The sequence below is a fragment of the Candidatus Weimeria sp. HCP3S3_B5 genome, from assembly GCF_052064335.1.
In the GTDB taxonomy this organism is placed as follows: domain Bacteria; phylum Bacillota; class Clostridia; order Lachnospirales; family Lachnospiraceae; genus Weimeria.
On the sequence record NZ_JBQHVU010000013.1, the window covers coordinates 31435 to 45780 of the forward strand.

Sequence of the window (14346 nt, forward strand, 5' to 3'; positions counted from 1 at the left end):
GGATCACCTCACAACAGTAATTCCATACTTGCCAAGGAAATCATCCGCCAGGTCGAATGGATCAGGCAGATCCATCCTCCTCTCCTCTGCCATAAGCCTCCCTTCTTCTATTCTCTTTGAAAGAAAGCTTCTCCTGTATATAGGAAGTATGCCATATTTTTCCACCAGCTCATAATGCTCCCTTGTCGGATATCCCTTGTGCTTTATGAACCTGTACTCCGGGATAAGCCTGTCATAATACTCCATAATATGATCCCTTGTCACCTTGGCAAGGATCGATGCGGCTGCAATACAGGCTACCTTGGCGTCTCCCTTTACTATGGATTCCTGCTCTATATCAAGTCCAGATATATGGACTGCATCATTTATCAGATAATCCGGCTTCCGGCTCATTGAACTTATTGAGCGCTTCATGGCAAGATAGGTCGCATTCAGTATATTTATACTGTCTATCTCCTCTGGAGTCGCAAGTCCTACTCCTGCACTTATGGCCCCGCTTATTATAAGCGGGAATATCTCCTCTCTTCGTCTTGCTGTGACCTTCTTGGAATCATTCAGATAAGGAACAAAGAAATCATCCGGAAGAATCACACATGAGGCCACGACAGGGCCTGCAAGAGGACCTCTGCCTGCTTCATCTACTCCGCCTACAAGAAGGATTCCCTTATCATGCAGCTGTCTTTCTCTTGTAAGAAGTTCAAAAACCCTTTTTCTCTCTTCTGCCTCTTTTTCTTCAGTCATCTTACCTTCCCGAACCTGTCAAAGGGAAAGAACCTGAATACCCCTTTCCCTATTATCTGACTGGCCCCTACCATACCTATATCAGCAAATCTGCTGTCCTCACTATGATTTCTGTTGTCTCCCAGCACGAAATACTGGCCTCTCTTAAGTCTTATTCCATATGCAGCCTGTCCTGGATCTGTTATCCTTCCTCTGCCATATTTATCTGAAAGCCTCTTTCCGTTGATAAATATATATCCCTGATCGCTTATCTCTACAGTCTCCCCCGGCAGCCCTATCACTCTTTTGATATAGTAGGACCCGCTGACCCTTTTGTCTGTGAATACTACTATATCAAAACGCTTGGGCGGACTTTTTAAATAGGCAGCTCTATATATCAGCAGATTATCTCTGTCAGATAAGGCCGGCTCCATGGAGCTTCCTCTTACAACTGTCCTCTGTACAAGGAAATGTGTGATCATAAAGCCGGCTGACAGAATGGCGATCACAATAAGCAGATATTTAAATAACCTTATAGCACCATCTCTTTTCATTCCGGTCTCTCCAGAGATAATTTACCAAGCCTTCCGCTCCTTAAATCATCGAGAAATAGTCCGGCTGCCCTTCTTATATCGAGTCTTCCCTCAGCAAGAAGAAGGTTCTTCTCCTCTGCTATAGCATCGAGAAGATCCTTGTCATCAAGCTCCTCTGAGATATGGTATACAGATGAGAGCCTGCCCGGATATTCCTCGGTAAGTATATGATAGAGGACAAGAGCAAGCTCCTCTCTCTCAAATACATTATCGGCTATAGCGCCGAAAAGAGCAAGATGCTCACCAGTTCTATGATCTGAGAACTTGGGCCAGAGTATACCTGGTGTATCCAATAGATCAAGTCCCTTATTCACATGGATCCACTGCTTGCCCTTGGTCACTCCGGGCTTATCCCCGGTCTTTGCACTCTTTCTTCCGGAAAGGGAATTGGTAAGAGTAGACTTACCCACGTTAGGTATACCTGCCACAAGCGCTCTTACCGGACGATTCTTTATACCACGTCTTAGGTCTCTTTGCCTTTTTTCAGCAGTGACCTCTGCTACCTTATCCGTGATCCTTTTTATATTCCTTCTGTCCCTGCTGTCAACAGCTAGGGCCGAAAGACCTTTTTTTTCAAAAAAGCTTATCCATTCCTTTGTCAGAGCATCATCAGCAAGGTCAGCCTTGTTTAGGATGATAAGATGGGACTTCCCATTTGTAAGCTCCTTTATCTCCGGATTCCTGCTCGATGCTGCGATTCGGGCGTCAAGGATCTCGATAACAAGATCTATCAGCTTTATATCTTCTTTTATCTGCCGGATGGCCCTTGTCATATGCCCCGGATACCACTGAATGTTCATCAGTCCACCACTCCGAAATCCCTGAAGGAGGCATCAAGCCATATCTTGCCTCTGATCTGACTCTTCAGGATATTGCCTACACTGGTATATCTGCTGTCTTCACTTACATCCCTGTTGTCTCCTAGAAGGAAATATTCATCCCCTCCAAGAGTGAACTCAGAGGAAGCAAGTCCTGAATCCTTTATGGTAGTAGTCTGGGCCGGGGCCTGATATACCTTGTCATCAACATAGACTACGCCATTTTTGATAAGGACCTTCTGCCCGGGCACCGCTATCACCCTTTTTACAGAGTATCTCCCTGAGAGATCTCCCGGAGAAGAAAAGGCTACCACATCGCCCTGCTTGGGGTCCTTTATCCTATAGATCACCTTGTCTATGAGAAGCCTGTCTGAAACCTTGATCTGGGGCTCCATAGATTCCTCTGTCATTACTACCTGCATACAGAATGCCCTGACAATGAGATAGGCTAAAAGGACCACTGCTCCTGTTTCAAGCATAAGGATGATTATTTTTCTGATGTTCTTTACGTCCGGCCGCTTTCTACGTCTCCTGAAATCTAGAGATTTGCTGGTAGGAAGCTTGCCTGCAAAAGCTTTTTTATTTGGAATGACTTTCATTATAAATGACCTATTCTAAAAAAAGGTGGTCAGACGGCCACCTTTAACAAATGCATATTGATATCGGAAGATATCATAGAATAAGGACTCAGATAGTCTCCTTAACCTTGGCTCTCTTACCAACTCTGTCGCGAAGATAATTAAGCTTTGCTCTGCGAACCTTACCTCTTCTTACTACCTCAACCTTCTCAACGTTAGGGCTGTGGATAGGGAAGGTCTTCTCAACGCCTACTCCGCTTGAAATCTTTCTTACTGTAAAGGTCTCACGGTTTGAGCCACCCTGCTTCTTAAGAACTGTTCCCTCGAAGATCTGGATACGCTCCTTATTACCTTCCTTTATCTTGTTTGAGACACGAACAGTATCTCCAACATTAAACTCAGGGATCTCTGTCTTCTTCTGTTCGTCTTCGATCTTTCCAATGATCTCTTTTGCGTTCATTATTTTTCCTCCTGCTGTTTTAGCAGCAACTATGATAGTTTATCACAATTTTCTTCTGGTTTCAATAGCTTCCTCTTGAGCCTGTTTGAAAGGGATCGCTTAAGTCCCGGCAGAGCTCTTCTGAACATATCAGGCCGTAAATTTCTGGTCCTTTCTATGCTCTTTTCAAGCCTCCATTCCTCTATCAGTCTGTGATTTCCTGAAAGAAGAATCTCAGGTACTCTTTCGCCATTCCATTCCTGTGGTCTTGTGTACTGGGGATATTCGAGAAGATCATTCTCAAAGCTCTCGCTCCCGGCCGATTCCTGATTCCCAAGGACTCCGGGAATAAGCCTTGAAATACAGTCCACAAGAACACAGGCCGCAAGCTCTCCGCCTGTAAGCACATAGTCTCCGATCGAGATATAGTCTGTAACTATCCTGTCGAGCACTCTCTGGTCGATCCCCTCGTAATGCCCGCATAGAAGGATCATCTGATCCTCAGTCGATAGTTCCTTCGCCTTAGTCTGTGAAAAGGTCTGACCCTTTGGTGAAAGCGCTATGACCGGGCAGTCCGGACCGGTCTTGTCAAGGATGTACCTATAGCAGTCATATACTGGATCTGCCTCTATGACCATACCGGCTCCACCGCCGAATGGATAATCATCGACCCTGCCATTCTTATCCTTTGAGAAATCGCGGATATTGACACAACAGAGCTCAAGACGGCCATCATCCATAGCCCGTCCTGTGATGCTGTTATGAAGAGTACTCTCTACCATCTCAGGGAAAAGAGTCATCACATAAACTCTCATCACAGATCCTCCAGTCCCGGAAGCAGATGGACCTTCATTCTTCCCTCCGCAGGAAGGACCATAAGGATACAGGACTTTATGGCCGGTATCAGCAGGCTCTTCCCATCCTGACCGGTTACCTGATAGACATCGTTGGCGCCTGTAGAAATGACATCCGTACATTTGCCTAAGAGTCTGTCATACTCATCATAGACGCTTAGTCCTATTATATCTCCTATGAAGTATTCACCCTTGTCAAGAGGTATGGCGTGCTCTCTGTCTATAAGGATCTCTGCATTACGGAGCGTATAGGCCCTGTCCATATCAGTAACATCTGAAAAGCCAAGGATTACCTGGTTCTTGAAATACTTCACTGAGCTTACAGAATGCTTCTCACGCCTGCCGTCAGGATAAGAAAGGATAACCTCCTCTGTATCGTCAAACCTTCTTATGTCATCAGTTGTCGGACGGACCTTGACCTCTCCATGGACTCCATGGGTGGATGATATCACGCCGATCCTCAGATAATTATCCTTCACTTGTCCTCTATATCCACATAGACCTTTTTATCAGTCTCTGTTGCAGCTGCCTTTACTACTGTTCTTATGGCTTTAGCTATCCTTCCCTGCTTCCCAATGACTTTACCCATATCGGAAGGCGCTACAGAAAGCACAAGCCTTACCACATTATCCTCATCTGTCTCCTTTACACAGACAGAACCGGGATCATCAACAAGGGCTTTTGCTATTACCTCAACTAATTCCTTCATATACGATCTCCCATGAAGCAGGTATTATTTCTCGATTCCGGCGTTCTTGAAAAGTCTTGAAACTGTTGCTGTTGGCTGAGCACCGTTAGCAAGCCACTTCTTGGCAAGATCAGCATCGATATTTACTGCTGCCGGCTCCTGATTCGGATCATAGGTTCCGATCTGCTCGATGAAGCGTCCATCTCTTGGAGAAGATGATTCTGCAGCAATGATTCTGTAGAAAGGAGTCTTCTTCTTACCAATTCTTGTGAGTCTTAACTTTACCATTTTGTTCCTCCATTTTCTGGTTAAATATATAGTTTAAGGCGCGTGATCATGCGTCTATAACCCGTATCAGATCTTGAAAGGCATCTTTCCTAATCCTAAATGACGTCTGCCCTTCATAAGCCCCGGCATCTTTTTCATAAGCTTTGCCGATTCATTGAACTGCTTTATGAAACGATTCACCTCAGCTATATCAAGTCCTGCTCCCCTTGCTATCCTGTTCTTTCTCTGGACAGTAATGAGCTTGGGGTTTTCTCTCTCCTCAGGTGTCATCGACATGATGATGGCCTCTGTATGAGCAAGCTTCTTGTCATCTATAGCATCTTTCACCTGATCCATCTGACTTGATGAAAGTCCCATGCCAGGGATCATACCAAGCAGGCTTCCTATACCACCCATCTTTTTCATCTGTGACATGGATGCGAGATAGTCGTTGAAATCGAAGCTTCCCTTCTTGAAGGCCTTCTGGCTCAGCTTCTTTGCTTCCTCCTGATCGAAGGAATCCTGAGCCTTCTCGATAAGGGTAAGCATATCTCCCATACCAAGGATACGGCTTGCCATCCTGTCAGGATGAAATGCCTCAAGATCAGACAGCTTCTCACCCATTCCGACATACAGGATAGGCTTTCCAGTGACTGCCCTGATAGAAAGAGCAGCACCTCCTCTGGTATCTCCATCGAGCTTTGTCAGTATGACTCCGTCGATACCTATCTGATCATTAAACGAACTGGCGACATTGACAGCATCCTGTCCTGTCATCGCATCGACTACCAGGATAGTCTGGTGAACCTCAACCGCTTCCTTGATATCGCACAGTTCCTTCATCATATCATCATCCACATGAAGACGTCCTGCTGTATCAAGTATCACGACATTCTGATTATTGGACCGGGCATGGGAAATGGCCGCCTTTGCTATATCTACAGGTGAATTATCACTTCCCATTGAGAATACAGGCACGTCCTGCTTCTCTCCGTTTACCTTCAGCTGATCTATGGCTGCAGGCCTGTATACATCACAGGCAACCAGCAGGGGACGCTTGCCCTTCAGCTTCATCTTTCCTGCAAGCTTGGCTGTCGTCGTAGTCTTACCAGCTCCCTGAAGTCCGCACATCATAATGACTGTTATGGCCTGTCCCGGCTGATAGCTTATCTCTGTTATCTCAGATCCCATCAGGGATGTGAGCTCCTCATCCACTATCTTGATAACGGTCTGGGCAGGATTAAGGCCTCCTAAGACCTCATCTCCGACACAGCGTTCCTTGACCTTATTGATGAATCCCTTTACTACCTTGAAGTTTACATCGGCCTCAAGTAGAGCAAGCTTCACCTCCCTCAAGGCATTGGTGACGTCCTTCTCAGAAAGACGGCCCTTGCCTCTTAAGCCTCTGAATACATTCTGAAGTTTCTCGCTAAGACTGTCAAAAGCCATAAATAATCCTCAAATAGCGTTATTGCAAAAGCTTTAGTATCTCTCCCGCCTTGCTGTGGCAGGTGTCAATATCAGTTGATGAAACTATATCATCTGCAAGTGTCCTGACTCTTCTGTGAAGAGAAAGAAGCCCGAGCCTTTTCTCATAATCCAGCAGATTTCTTGTAGCTCTGTGGATAGTCTCACTGATTCCCTGCCTTGTCATATCAAACTCCTCTGACATCTCAGAAAGTGACAGATCCTCATAGGCATAGGCCCTGTAAATATCCTTTTGCTTTTCTGAAAGGAGATCGCCGTAGAAATCAAAGAGCAATCCATCCCGAACCTTTTCTTCCATAACGGAAAGTATTATACTATCTATTGTCTACGGTGTCAAGCTTTTTTGTTGACAGCTTGAATAAGTTAAAAAAATAGGTTAGAATATGAATCATTCATGTATATTTACGCAAACAAAGAGGCATGGTGACTAACGAATGGCTAAAGACCCAGAAGCAGATACAGATCTGAAATATTCAATGCTGATCGACAGGATCAGATCGGATTTCTCAATGGATTTCCTGCGCGAGGAAATAAGGCTCTATTCTGCTCTCTCGAGCAAGCCTATGCTAACTCTGGGAGAAAGCTATCTCCTTATCTGCCTGGCAAACAGGCTTCAGGATATGAGAGCCATAAAGCTTATCAGTCGTATAAGGGATCAGTTGTCCCTCCCCCAGATCCAGCTTGCCAGATACATAGAATGCCGGAGCGCAAGGGAGAGAATGGATGAGGCTCTCTGCCGGATCTCAAAGGGTCTTCTTCCCTCCGAGCTCTATCTCGGCCTTAAGGATGATCTGGGGCTTGACTGTCTGCACTATGCCATAATCCTCGAGGAAAAGGAACTGGCCACGACCCTTATGTCGATGAAATACTGGGGAAAGGGCGAACCGGTCTCGTCTGTAGGTGCCTGCAACGCCTTTTACAGCTATTTCTTTCTGGCTTCGATACATTTTACCGATACTATATTCCTAAAGCAGGTATTTCTTGAGACATCAAGCAGTGCGAGTGCCTGCGTAGCGGTATCCAGACGTATAAGGAGTCTTACTGATATAGCTTCGTCCCGGCTAATACATGTCAACAGCCGGATCTCTATGAATACGGACCTTAAGGAAGCGGCCTTTCATAAGGGGGATACAGAGGAATTCCTACGGCTTGAGGCCTGTCTGGATGATCTGCTTGAGGAAAAGCATGACCTGATCCTTGAGTCTGAGTATCTGGACAGATGGAAAAAACAGAACTACAGAGACATCAATGATATCTTCTCTGCCTCCCTTGCCGATGCAAAAAGAGAGGCCAGTGCCTTAAAATCCGGCAGACATCCATTAGCTCCCTTCCTTTTCAGAATCTTAGGAAGCCCTGATGATTTCCTCTCATATCATGCAAGGCCTGCGGAGGATTCATATCTTATAAGCTACAGGCATCTCAGCTTCCTTGGTGAGTATATATGCGACAGGTCTCTCTCCTGCATAAGCTTCAGGGAAATAGCTGATGGTGAGAAAAGAGAACGCTTCCGTATTTTCTCCGGATCTGACAAGCTATATAAAAACCCCTGGCTTGAAAGCTCATCCGAAAAAAAGGAAAACAAAAAGGAAAATACATCCGAAAAGAGCACTGATAACAGGGAAAACGATATCAGGATACGCTTCTTCTCAAAGGATGCCATATATGACAGGAATATACTGAGGAAGGAATACCATATACTGATAAAGCAGTATCATCCTGATGAAACCGGCAGAGATGAAAGCGGGATTATACTGCGTGAAATAATAGAAGAAAAAAACATGATCCTGGGTCTTAAAAAACGCTGATATGATCATATCAGCGTTTTAATAGTCTGATAATCATATCCCCTGCCCATAAGAAACCTAATTATCCTGGCCTTGTCCTGCTGACTGGCAGTATCCTTGTCATAGTGCTTCTTCGAAAGCAATAGCTTTATCTTATCCTCCTCGGGAATAAGCTCCGCCTCGGACAGACATTCCTCTATAAGCTCTCTTGCTACTCCCTTCCTCAGAAGATCATTAAAAAGACGTCTCCTGCTCTTCTTCTCCTGATTGAAATATATATAATTCTCAGTATAACGGCGGTCATCAATATATCCATATGAAGCAGCATATTCTGCTGCCAGAGCAGCTACATCCGGCGGGTATCCGCCAGATATCAGCTTGTCAGTGACATCAGCCATTGTACGGTCCTGCTTCTCGAGAAGATGCAGGACCCTTTTCTTTGCTCTGGGGAGCAGGATAGTATCCTTTATCTGCTGATAGTAATCCTCATCTATGAAGGCAGAAGTCCTTAGCTCTGGATGCTTCACAAGCTCACCTGCATAAAGTACAAACGATTCCCTTGTATCAAGAGTAATCCTTCTCCTGCTCTTCGAGGAAGGAAGGGGCTCGATGCTTATTATCTGCATTCTCCTATGCCCTTTCCATTACGAGTCTGCCCCTGCGTCCTTATCTGTATCCTCCGGGGAAGTGGCCGCCGACTGTGCTCCTTCGTCATCAAGGCCGTAATGCGCTCTGATCTGATGCTCGACAGTGCTTTCTATATCAGGATGATCCGAAAGAAAAGCCTTGGCATTCTCTCTTCCCTGACCTATCTTCTCTCCCTTATAGGAGTACCAGGCGCCGGACTTATTTATGATATCGAGATCAGAGGCCAGATCGAGTATATCTCCCTCCTTTGATATGCCCTTTCCGAACATGATGTCAAACTCTGCTTCCTTGAACGGAGGAGCGACCTTGTTCTTTACTACCTTGACTCTGGTCCTGTTTCCGATCACCTCTCCCTGCTGCTTGAGTGCCTCTATACGACGTACATCGAGCCTGACTGATGCATAGAACTTAAGAGCTCTTCCTCCTGTCGTAGTCTCAGGGTTCCCGAACATCACGCCTATCTTCTCACGAAGCTGATTGATAAAGATCACTATGCAGTTGCTCCGGCTTATGGCTGAGGTCAGCTTGCGGAGTGCCTGGGACATAAGTCTGGCCTGCAGACCCACATGGGAATCTCCCATATCGCCCTCTATCTCTGCCTTAGGAACCAGGGCTGCAACAGAGTCTACTACTATGATATCAACCGCTCCGCTCCTGACCATGGTCTCTGTGATCTCAAGAGCCTGCTCTCCACTGTCCGGCTGTGAAATATACAGATTGTCTATATCAACTCCAATGCTTCTGGCATAGACCGGATCTAGCGCATGCTCTGCATCGACAAATCCGGCTATACCGCCCCTCTTCTGTGTTTCTGCGACGCAATGCAGGGCAAGCGTCGTCTTACCTGAGGACTCAGGTCCGTAGATCTCTATGATCCTTCCCTTAGGAAGACCACCCTGTCCTAGTGCTATATCAAGACTTATCGAGCCTGTCGGTATGGTCTCCACCTTCATCTGTGAGGAGCTGTCGCCAAGTCTCATGATAGAACCTCTGCCGTACTGCTTCTCGATCTGTGATATTGCGGCATCAAGTGCCTTCAGCTTCTCATCCTTCTTGTCATCCTTTGCCATGTCTGTACTCCGTTTCGAAAAAATGTTTGTGATTTAATAATAGAACATATTGTCGTTTATGTCAAGTGTCAATGTCATTATATCATTGATGAAAAAACCACGGCAATCGATCCGCCGCGGTTTTAATGATCATTTAATAAAATTCATGGCCTGTTTATCTTTGTAAACAGATATTAACAGATCAGTATTCGATATCCTCCGCTCCAAACTCGGCCAGTTCAAGTCCCTTGTTTCTCTCCTCGACCATGCCAATGCTCCATTCATTTACGAACAGAAGCAAAGGTCTGCCCTTTAAGTCCTTGACCTTCTTCATATCGGAGGTTCCGTTTATAGAATCCATATCGTAATCCTTGTTCTCGACCCAGCGGACATACTCATATGGGAGATTCTCCATAATGATATCTACCTTGTATTCATTCTCCAGACGGAACTTCAGCACATCGAACTGCAGCATTCCCACTACTCCGACTATTATCTCCTCCATTCCGCTATCGTACTCCTGGAATATCTGGATGGCTCCCTCCTGGGCTATCTGCATTATGCCCTTTGTAAACTGCTTCCGCTTCATCGTATCCACCTGACGGACACGGCAGAAATGCTCCGGTGCAAAGGTCGGTATACCATCAAATCTGAAATGGTCCTTAGAGGTCGTAATGGTATCACCTATAGAATATATACCCGGATCAAAGATACCGATTATATCTCCGGCATAGGCCTCCTCTATCATCTTTCTTGATGAAGCCATCATCTGCTGGGGCTGCGACAGACGGACGTCCTTGCCCTCCTGGACATGGAAGGCAGTCATACCTGCTGTAAATTTCCCGGAGCAGATCCTCATGAAGGCTATCCTGTCACGGTGAGCCTTGTTCATATTTGCCTGAATCTTGAATACAAAGGCAGAAAACTCAGGGCTGTAGGGATCTATGATACCGTGATCGCTCTTTCTAGGAAGCGGTGGGGTCGTCATCTGAAGGAAATGCGAAAGGAAGGTCTCAACTCCAAAATTGGTAAGAGCCGATCCGAAGAAGACCGGAGTAAGCTCTCCCCGACTCACCTTTTCCTGATCAAAGGCTGCCCCGGCTCCGTCGAGAAGCTCCATCTCATCCATAAGGGCATCCCGTCTGTCCTCACCGATCGCAGCTACAAGCTTCTCATCATCGATCGGATAGTCCTTCTCCTCTCCCTCCTTAGTCCCTTTCATGGTATCTGAAAAGGTAAGGACCTTTCTGGTATTCCTGTCATAGACACCCTTGAATTCCTTACCGCTTCCAATAGGCCAGTTTATAGGACAGGTCGCAATGCCAAGCTCATTTTCAATATCATCCATGAGCTCAAATGTATCCATGGCATCACGGTCCATTTTATTTATAAATGTAAAAATAGGTATATGACGCATCACGCATACTTTGAACAGTTTGCGTGTCTGAGGCTCGACCCCCTTCGCACCGTCGATAACCATGACAGCTGAATCAGCTGCCATCAGTGTTCGGTATGTATCCTCTGAGAAGTCCTGATGTCCAGGTGTATCAAGGATATTGATACACATACCCTGATATTCAAACTGCAGCACAGAGCTTGTAACAGAGATACCACGCTGCTTTTCTATTTCCATCCAGTCTGAAACTGCATGTCTGGCTGTCGCCTTTCCCTTTACAGATCCAGCCTCATTTATCTGTCCGCCATACAGGAGAAATTTCTCTGTAAGCGTTGTTTTTCCTGCATCAGGGTGAGAGATTATTGCAAATGTCCGTCTCTTTGTGATCTCATCCTTATATGTTCCCACTTGATCCTCCAGTAAATAGTCTATGATTCCAAAACTATATTATTATATTGGAAATCATTGGCAAGGTCAAGTACCCTTCCTGTCTCTATCTCTACGACCTTTGGACGCATAGGATAATCCGGATTATTTGCCACGACCTTGGCCAGAAGACCGTTTGAAAGCTTTACCACACTGTCCACCGGATAGAGTATCACGCTTTTGGAGAAGCATTCCAAGGCTTTGAAATCCAGATCATCTCCCATGGCAAGTATCATCTCCATTGCCTCACGCTGACTGAACGGTTCCTTGTATGGCCGCTTTGTCACAAGTGCATCATAGATATCCGCCACAGCGATTATCTTTGGATAAAGGCCTATCTTATCCCCGTGTACTCCCATAGGATAGCCCTTCCCGGATATCTTTTCATGATGCTGCAGCACTCCTAATAGGACATCAGGAGAGAATTCATGCTTTTCCTTTAAGATATTGTATCCAAGAAGAGAATGCGACTTCATTATCTCAAACTCCTGATCGGTAAGCCTGGCCGGCTTGTTAAGGATCTCGTTCGGGATCTCTGACTTTCCCATATCATGTAAGAGCCCTGCCACAAGAAGCTCATGGAGCTGTTTGCGGTCAAGCCCGTATTTCTGTCCGATTATGGCGGAGATGGTAGCCACATCGACAGAATGTCTGAATGTATACTCATCATTTGTCTTTATAGTGCGCACATCTATAGCGATCGAGCTGTTTGATAAGATACATCTTGAAAGATCATCGGCAATACTATTCGTGGTCCTTGTGAAATCCTTGCTCTTATTGTCGTTGAACAGATATGCAACGCCCTGCCCGACTCTTTGCTTTACATCATTTGATATGCTTACCTTTGCCGGATCATCCTTATGATATTTTTCGATGACCTTCTTTGTGGCCTCTGGAATATTGATCTGCTCTTCTATCTCATCAGGGACGCCCTCATAGATATAGATACCCATTATCCCCCTCTGCTGGAGATATTCTATCTGGATATCATCAAGATAGGCTCCTTTCTTTATCATTGCCCTTCCCGTACGGTCAATGATAGTCTGATCGATCTTGTCTCCAGGGTGAACAGTCCTTGTGCTTACAAATCTTCTCCTGCCCATAAACATCCACTCCCTGTTTACTTTTACTTTGATCTTCCTCCATTGGCAAGAAGATCCATTTTCATTTCATAATACCTCGGGCTCATATCCACATAATGTCTGTGCGGGTTCTCGAATCTCTGCTCCTCAGGCCATATCTCGCCATCGAGCTGGTCTCTTACAAGCTTTTGTATATTCCTGACCGAAGGAAGCTTTTGTACAAGCTCTCCTCCCTTTATAACAGGCTTCTGGAGAAGCTTGCCGCTGCAGTCACTAAATTCCCTGACCTTCCACGGCTCAAGAGGATCGACAAACCTGTAAGGCTTGGTAAGATCGACATCCTCGCCTGATTCTGTAATAAGATCTGCAATTGCGTGCCCCTGCCTGTCATAGATACGGTAGACGTCCTTGAGCCCAGGATTGGTAATCTTCTCAACAGAGTCAGAAATCTTGATCCTGGGTGCAAAGCTTCCATTCTCATCTACTGCGCAGAGCTTGAATACCGCCCCGAAGACAGGCTCTGACCGGCTTGTTATAAGTCTTTCTCCTACGCCGAACGAATCCACTGCTCCGCCCTGGTCAAGGATCGACTTGATCGTATATTCATCAAGACTGTTGCTTATCACTATCTTAGCATCGGTAAAGCCAGCCTGATCAAGCATCTCTCTTGATCTGCGGGTAAGATATGCCAGATCTCCGGAATCAATCCTGATACCGTAATTTCTGCTTTTTATTCCCTTATCCCTCATTTCTGCAAAAACCCTTATTGCGTCAGGAACTCCCTGCTTTAGAACATCATAGGTATCAACAAGCAGGATACAGTTATCAGGATAGATAGAAGCAAACTTCCTGAAGGCTGTAAACTCATCCTGATAGAACATGATGAAGCTGTGGGCCATTGTCCCGCCCACCGGAACACCGAAATACTCTCCGGCAGAAACTGTGGCCGTCCCCTTTACTCCTCCGATAAAAGCTGCTCTTGCTCCATAGATCGCAGCGTCATTATTATGGGCTCTTCTGGCTCCGAAATCAGAGACATCCCTGCCCCTGGCTGAACGCACTATCCTCTGTGCCTTTGTCGCTATAAGGCTCTGATGATTGACCTGGGCCAGGATCTCAGTTTCGACAAGCTGTGCCTCTACAAGCGGAGCTACAACAGTAATCACAGGCTCTCCCGGATACATGATGGTCCCCTCAGGAAAGGCATAGAGATCTCCGCTGAAGCAAAAATCTGAAAGATAGTCAAGAAAGGACGGATCAAACTGTCCAAGGCTCCTCAGATATTCTATATCCTCCTTCTCGAAATGCATTCCCAGCAGATACTCTGCTATCTGCTCAAGGCCGGCAAAGATGGAGAAGCCCCCTCCATCAGGATTTCTCCGAAAAAACACATCAAAGGCAACCCTCGTGTCCTGATTTTCCGAAAGGAAATATCCATTAGCCATTGTAAGCTCGTAGAGATCCATCATCATGGAAATATTACGTCTGTCATATATATTCATAACAAATCCTCTTA

Annotated in this window: 17 protein-coding genes; 1 reads left to right on the top strand and 16 read right to left on the bottom strand. The window is 45.8% G+C overall.

What is annotated here, in order from left to right; all coding sequences use genetic code 11:
- Positions 1-3 precede the first annotated feature (3 nt).
- The 11 genes from ACTNCK_RS07540 to ylxM all read right to left on the bottom strand — a co-directional run bounded on the left by ACTNCK_RS07540 (position 4) and on the right by ylxM (position 6743).
- A complete protein-coding gene (locus ACTNCK_RS07540; RefSeq protein ID WP_441081892.1) occupies positions 4-741 on the bottom strand; it encodes a ribonuclease HII in 738 nt (245 codons plus the stop codon).
- The gene (gene lepB, locus ACTNCK_RS07545) at positions 738-1274 is read right to left on the bottom strand and encodes a signal peptidase I (protein ID WP_441081893.1); all 537 of its coding nucleotides are present in this window, start codon (positions 1272-1274) and stop codon (positions 738-740) included. The genes ACTNCK_RS07540 and lepB (ACTNCK_RS07545) overlap by 4 nt, the downstream gene beginning before the upstream one ends.
- On the bottom strand, positions 1271-2113 hold the full coding sequence (gene ylqF / locus ACTNCK_RS07550; RefSeq protein WP_441081894.1) for a ribosome biogenesis GTPase YlqF: 843 nt from the start codon (positions 2111-2113) through the stop codon (positions 1271-1273). Before ylqF ends, lepB (ACTNCK_RS07545) begins: the two co-directional genes overlap by 4 nt.
- Positions 2113-2730 (bottom strand): signal peptidase I, encoded by a 618-nt coding sequence (lepB, locus tag ACTNCK_RS07555; RefSeq protein ID WP_441081895.1) that lies wholly within the window; start codon positions 2728-2730, stop codon positions 2113-2115. Before lepB (ACTNCK_RS07555) ends, ylqF begins: the two co-directional genes overlap by 1 nt.
- An 88-nt stretch (positions 2731-2818) precedes the next feature.
- Positions 2819-3169: a 50S ribosomal protein L19 gene (gene rplS, locus ACTNCK_RS07560; protein WP_441081896.1), complete on the bottom strand. Its 351-nt coding sequence runs from the start codon at positions 3167-3169 to the stop codon at positions 2819-2821.
- A 29-nt stretch (positions 3170-3198) separates the two neighbouring features.
- A complete protein-coding gene (trmD, locus tag ACTNCK_RS07565) occupies positions 3199-3963 on the bottom strand; it encodes a tRNA (guanosine(37)-N1)-methyltransferase TrmD (RefSeq protein WP_441081897.1) in 765 nt (254 codons plus the stop codon).
- Positions 3963-4481, bottom strand: coding sequence for a ribosome maturation factor RimM (rimM, locus tag ACTNCK_RS07570; protein WP_441081898.1), 519 nt, complete (start codon positions 4479-4481; stop codon positions 3963-3965). Before rimM ends, trmD begins: the two co-directional genes overlap by 1 nt.
- Entirely contained in the window at positions 4478-4711 is a 234-nt protein-coding gene (locus tag ACTNCK_RS07575) for a KH domain-containing protein (RefSeq protein WP_441081899.1), read from the bottom strand. The genes rimM and ACTNCK_RS07575 overlap by 4 nt, the downstream gene beginning before the upstream one ends.
- Before the next feature lie 24 nt (positions 4712-4735).
- Positions 4736-4978, bottom strand: coding sequence for a 30S ribosomal protein S16 (rpsP, locus tag ACTNCK_RS07580; RefSeq protein WP_441081900.1), 243 nt, complete (start codon positions 4976-4978; stop codon positions 4736-4738).
- Between the two features lie 66 nt (positions 4979-5044).
- The gene (ffh, locus tag ACTNCK_RS07585) at positions 5045-6406 is read right to left on the bottom strand and encodes a signal recognition particle protein (protein ID WP_441081901.1); all 1362 of its coding nucleotides are present in this window, start codon (positions 6404-6406) and stop codon (positions 5045-5047) included.
- 19 nt (positions 6407-6425) lie between these two features.
- Positions 6426-6743: a YlxM family DNA-binding protein gene (gene ylxM, locus ACTNCK_RS07590; RefSeq protein ID WP_441081902.1), complete on the bottom strand. Its 318-nt coding sequence runs from the start codon at positions 6741-6743 to the stop codon at positions 6426-6428.
- Positions 6744-6879: 136 nt separating this feature from the next.
- Here ylxM and ACTNCK_RS07595 point away from each other — a divergent pair, with 136 nt between their 5' ends.
- Positions 6880-8250: a hypothetical protein gene (locus ACTNCK_RS07595; RefSeq protein WP_441081903.1), complete on the top strand. Its 1371-nt coding sequence runs from the start codon at positions 6880-6882 to the stop codon at positions 8248-8250.
- A 5-nt stretch (positions 8251-8255) separates the two neighbouring features.
- Here the strand turns inward: ACTNCK_RS07595 and ACTNCK_RS07600 are convergent, their stop codons facing one another.
- From ACTNCK_RS07600 to ACTNCK_RS07620, 5 genes are all read right to left on the bottom strand, one after another.
- The gene (locus tag ACTNCK_RS07600) at positions 8256-8855 is read right to left on the bottom strand and encodes a regulatory protein RecX (protein ID WP_441081904.1); all 600 of its coding nucleotides are present in this window, start codon (positions 8853-8855) and stop codon (positions 8256-8258) included.
- An 18-nt stretch (positions 8856-8873) separates the two neighbouring features.
- Positions 8874-9947: a recombinase RecA gene (gene recA, locus ACTNCK_RS07605; protein WP_441081905.1), complete on the bottom strand. Its 1074-nt coding sequence runs from the start codon at positions 9945-9947 to the stop codon at positions 8874-8876.
- Between the two features lie 181 nt (positions 9948-10128).
- Positions 10129-11730, bottom strand: a complete 1602-nt coding sequence (locus ACTNCK_RS07610; protein WP_441081906.1) for a peptide chain release factor 3 — start codon at positions 11728-11730, stop codon at positions 10129-10131.
- A 20-nt stretch (positions 11731-11750) separates the two neighbouring features.
- Entirely contained in the window at positions 11751-12851 is a 1101-nt protein-coding gene (locus tag ACTNCK_RS07615) for an HD-GYP domain-containing protein (protein ID WP_441081907.1), read from the bottom strand.
- A gap of 23 nt (positions 12852-12874) precedes the next feature.
- On the bottom strand, positions 12875-14332 hold the full coding sequence (locus ACTNCK_RS07620; RefSeq protein ID WP_441081908.1) for a nicotinate phosphoribosyltransferase: 1458 nt from the start codon (positions 14330-14332) through the stop codon (positions 12875-12877).
- Between the last annotated feature and the right edge of the window lie 14 nt (positions 14333-14346).

Excerpts from the sequence above, each read along its gene's own strand:
- ACTNCK_RS07540 (WP_441081892.1), bottom strand. The coding sequence starts at position 741 with ATGACTGAAGAAAAAGAGGCAGAAGAGAGAAAAAGGGTTTTTGAACTT.
- lepB (WP_441081893.1), bottom strand. The coding sequence starts at position 1,274 with ATGAAAAGAGATGGTGCTATAAGGTTATTTAAATATCTGCTTATTGTG.
- ylqF (WP_441081894.1), bottom strand. The coding sequence starts at position 2,113 with ATGAACATTCAGTGGTATCCGGGGCATATGACAAGGGCCATCCGGCAG.
- lepB (WP_441081895.1), bottom strand. The coding sequence starts at position 2,730 with ATGAAAGTCATTCCAAATAAAAAAGCTTTTGCAGGCAAGCTTCCTACC.
- rplS (WP_441081896.1), bottom strand. The coding sequence starts at position 3,169 with ATGAACGCAAAAGAGATCATTGGAAAGATCGAAGACGAACAGAAGAAG.
- trmD (WP_441081897.1), bottom strand. The coding sequence starts at position 3,963 with ATGAGAGTTTATGTGATGACTCTTTTCCCTGAGATGGTAGAGAGTACT.
- ACTNCK_RS07575 (WP_441081899.1), bottom strand. The coding sequence starts at position 4,711 with ATGAAGGAATTAGTTGAGGTAATAGCAAAAGCCCTTGTTGATGATCCC.
- rpsP (WP_441081900.1), bottom strand. The coding sequence starts at position 4,978 with ATGGTAAAGTTAAGACTCACAAGAATTGGTAAGAAGAAGACTCCTTTC.
- ffh (WP_441081901.1), bottom strand. The coding sequence starts at position 6,406 with ATGGCTTTTGACAGTCTTAGCGAGAAACTTCAGAATGTATTCAGAGGC.
- ylxM (WP_441081902.1), bottom strand. The coding sequence starts at position 6,743 with ATGGAAGAAAAGGTTCGGGATGGATTGCTCTTTGATTTCTACGGCGAT.
- ACTNCK_RS07595 (WP_441081903.1), top strand. The coding sequence starts at position 6,880 with ATGGCTAAAGACCCAGAAGCAGATACAGATCTGAAATATTCAATGCTG.
- ACTNCK_RS07600 (WP_441081904.1), bottom strand. The coding sequence starts at position 8,855 with ATGCAGATAATAAGCATCGAGCCCCTTCCTTCCTCGAAGAGCAGGAGA.
- recA (WP_441081905.1), bottom strand. The coding sequence starts at position 9,947 with ATGGCAAAGGATGACAAGAAGGATGAGAAGCTGAAGGCACTTGATGCC.
- ACTNCK_RS07615 (WP_441081907.1), bottom strand. The coding sequence starts at position 12,851 with ATGGGCAGGAGAAGATTTGTAAGCACAAGGACTGTTCACCCTGGAGAC.
- ACTNCK_RS07620 (WP_441081908.1), bottom strand. The coding sequence starts at position 14,332 with ATGAATATATATGACAGACGTAATATTTCCATGATGATGGATCTCTAC.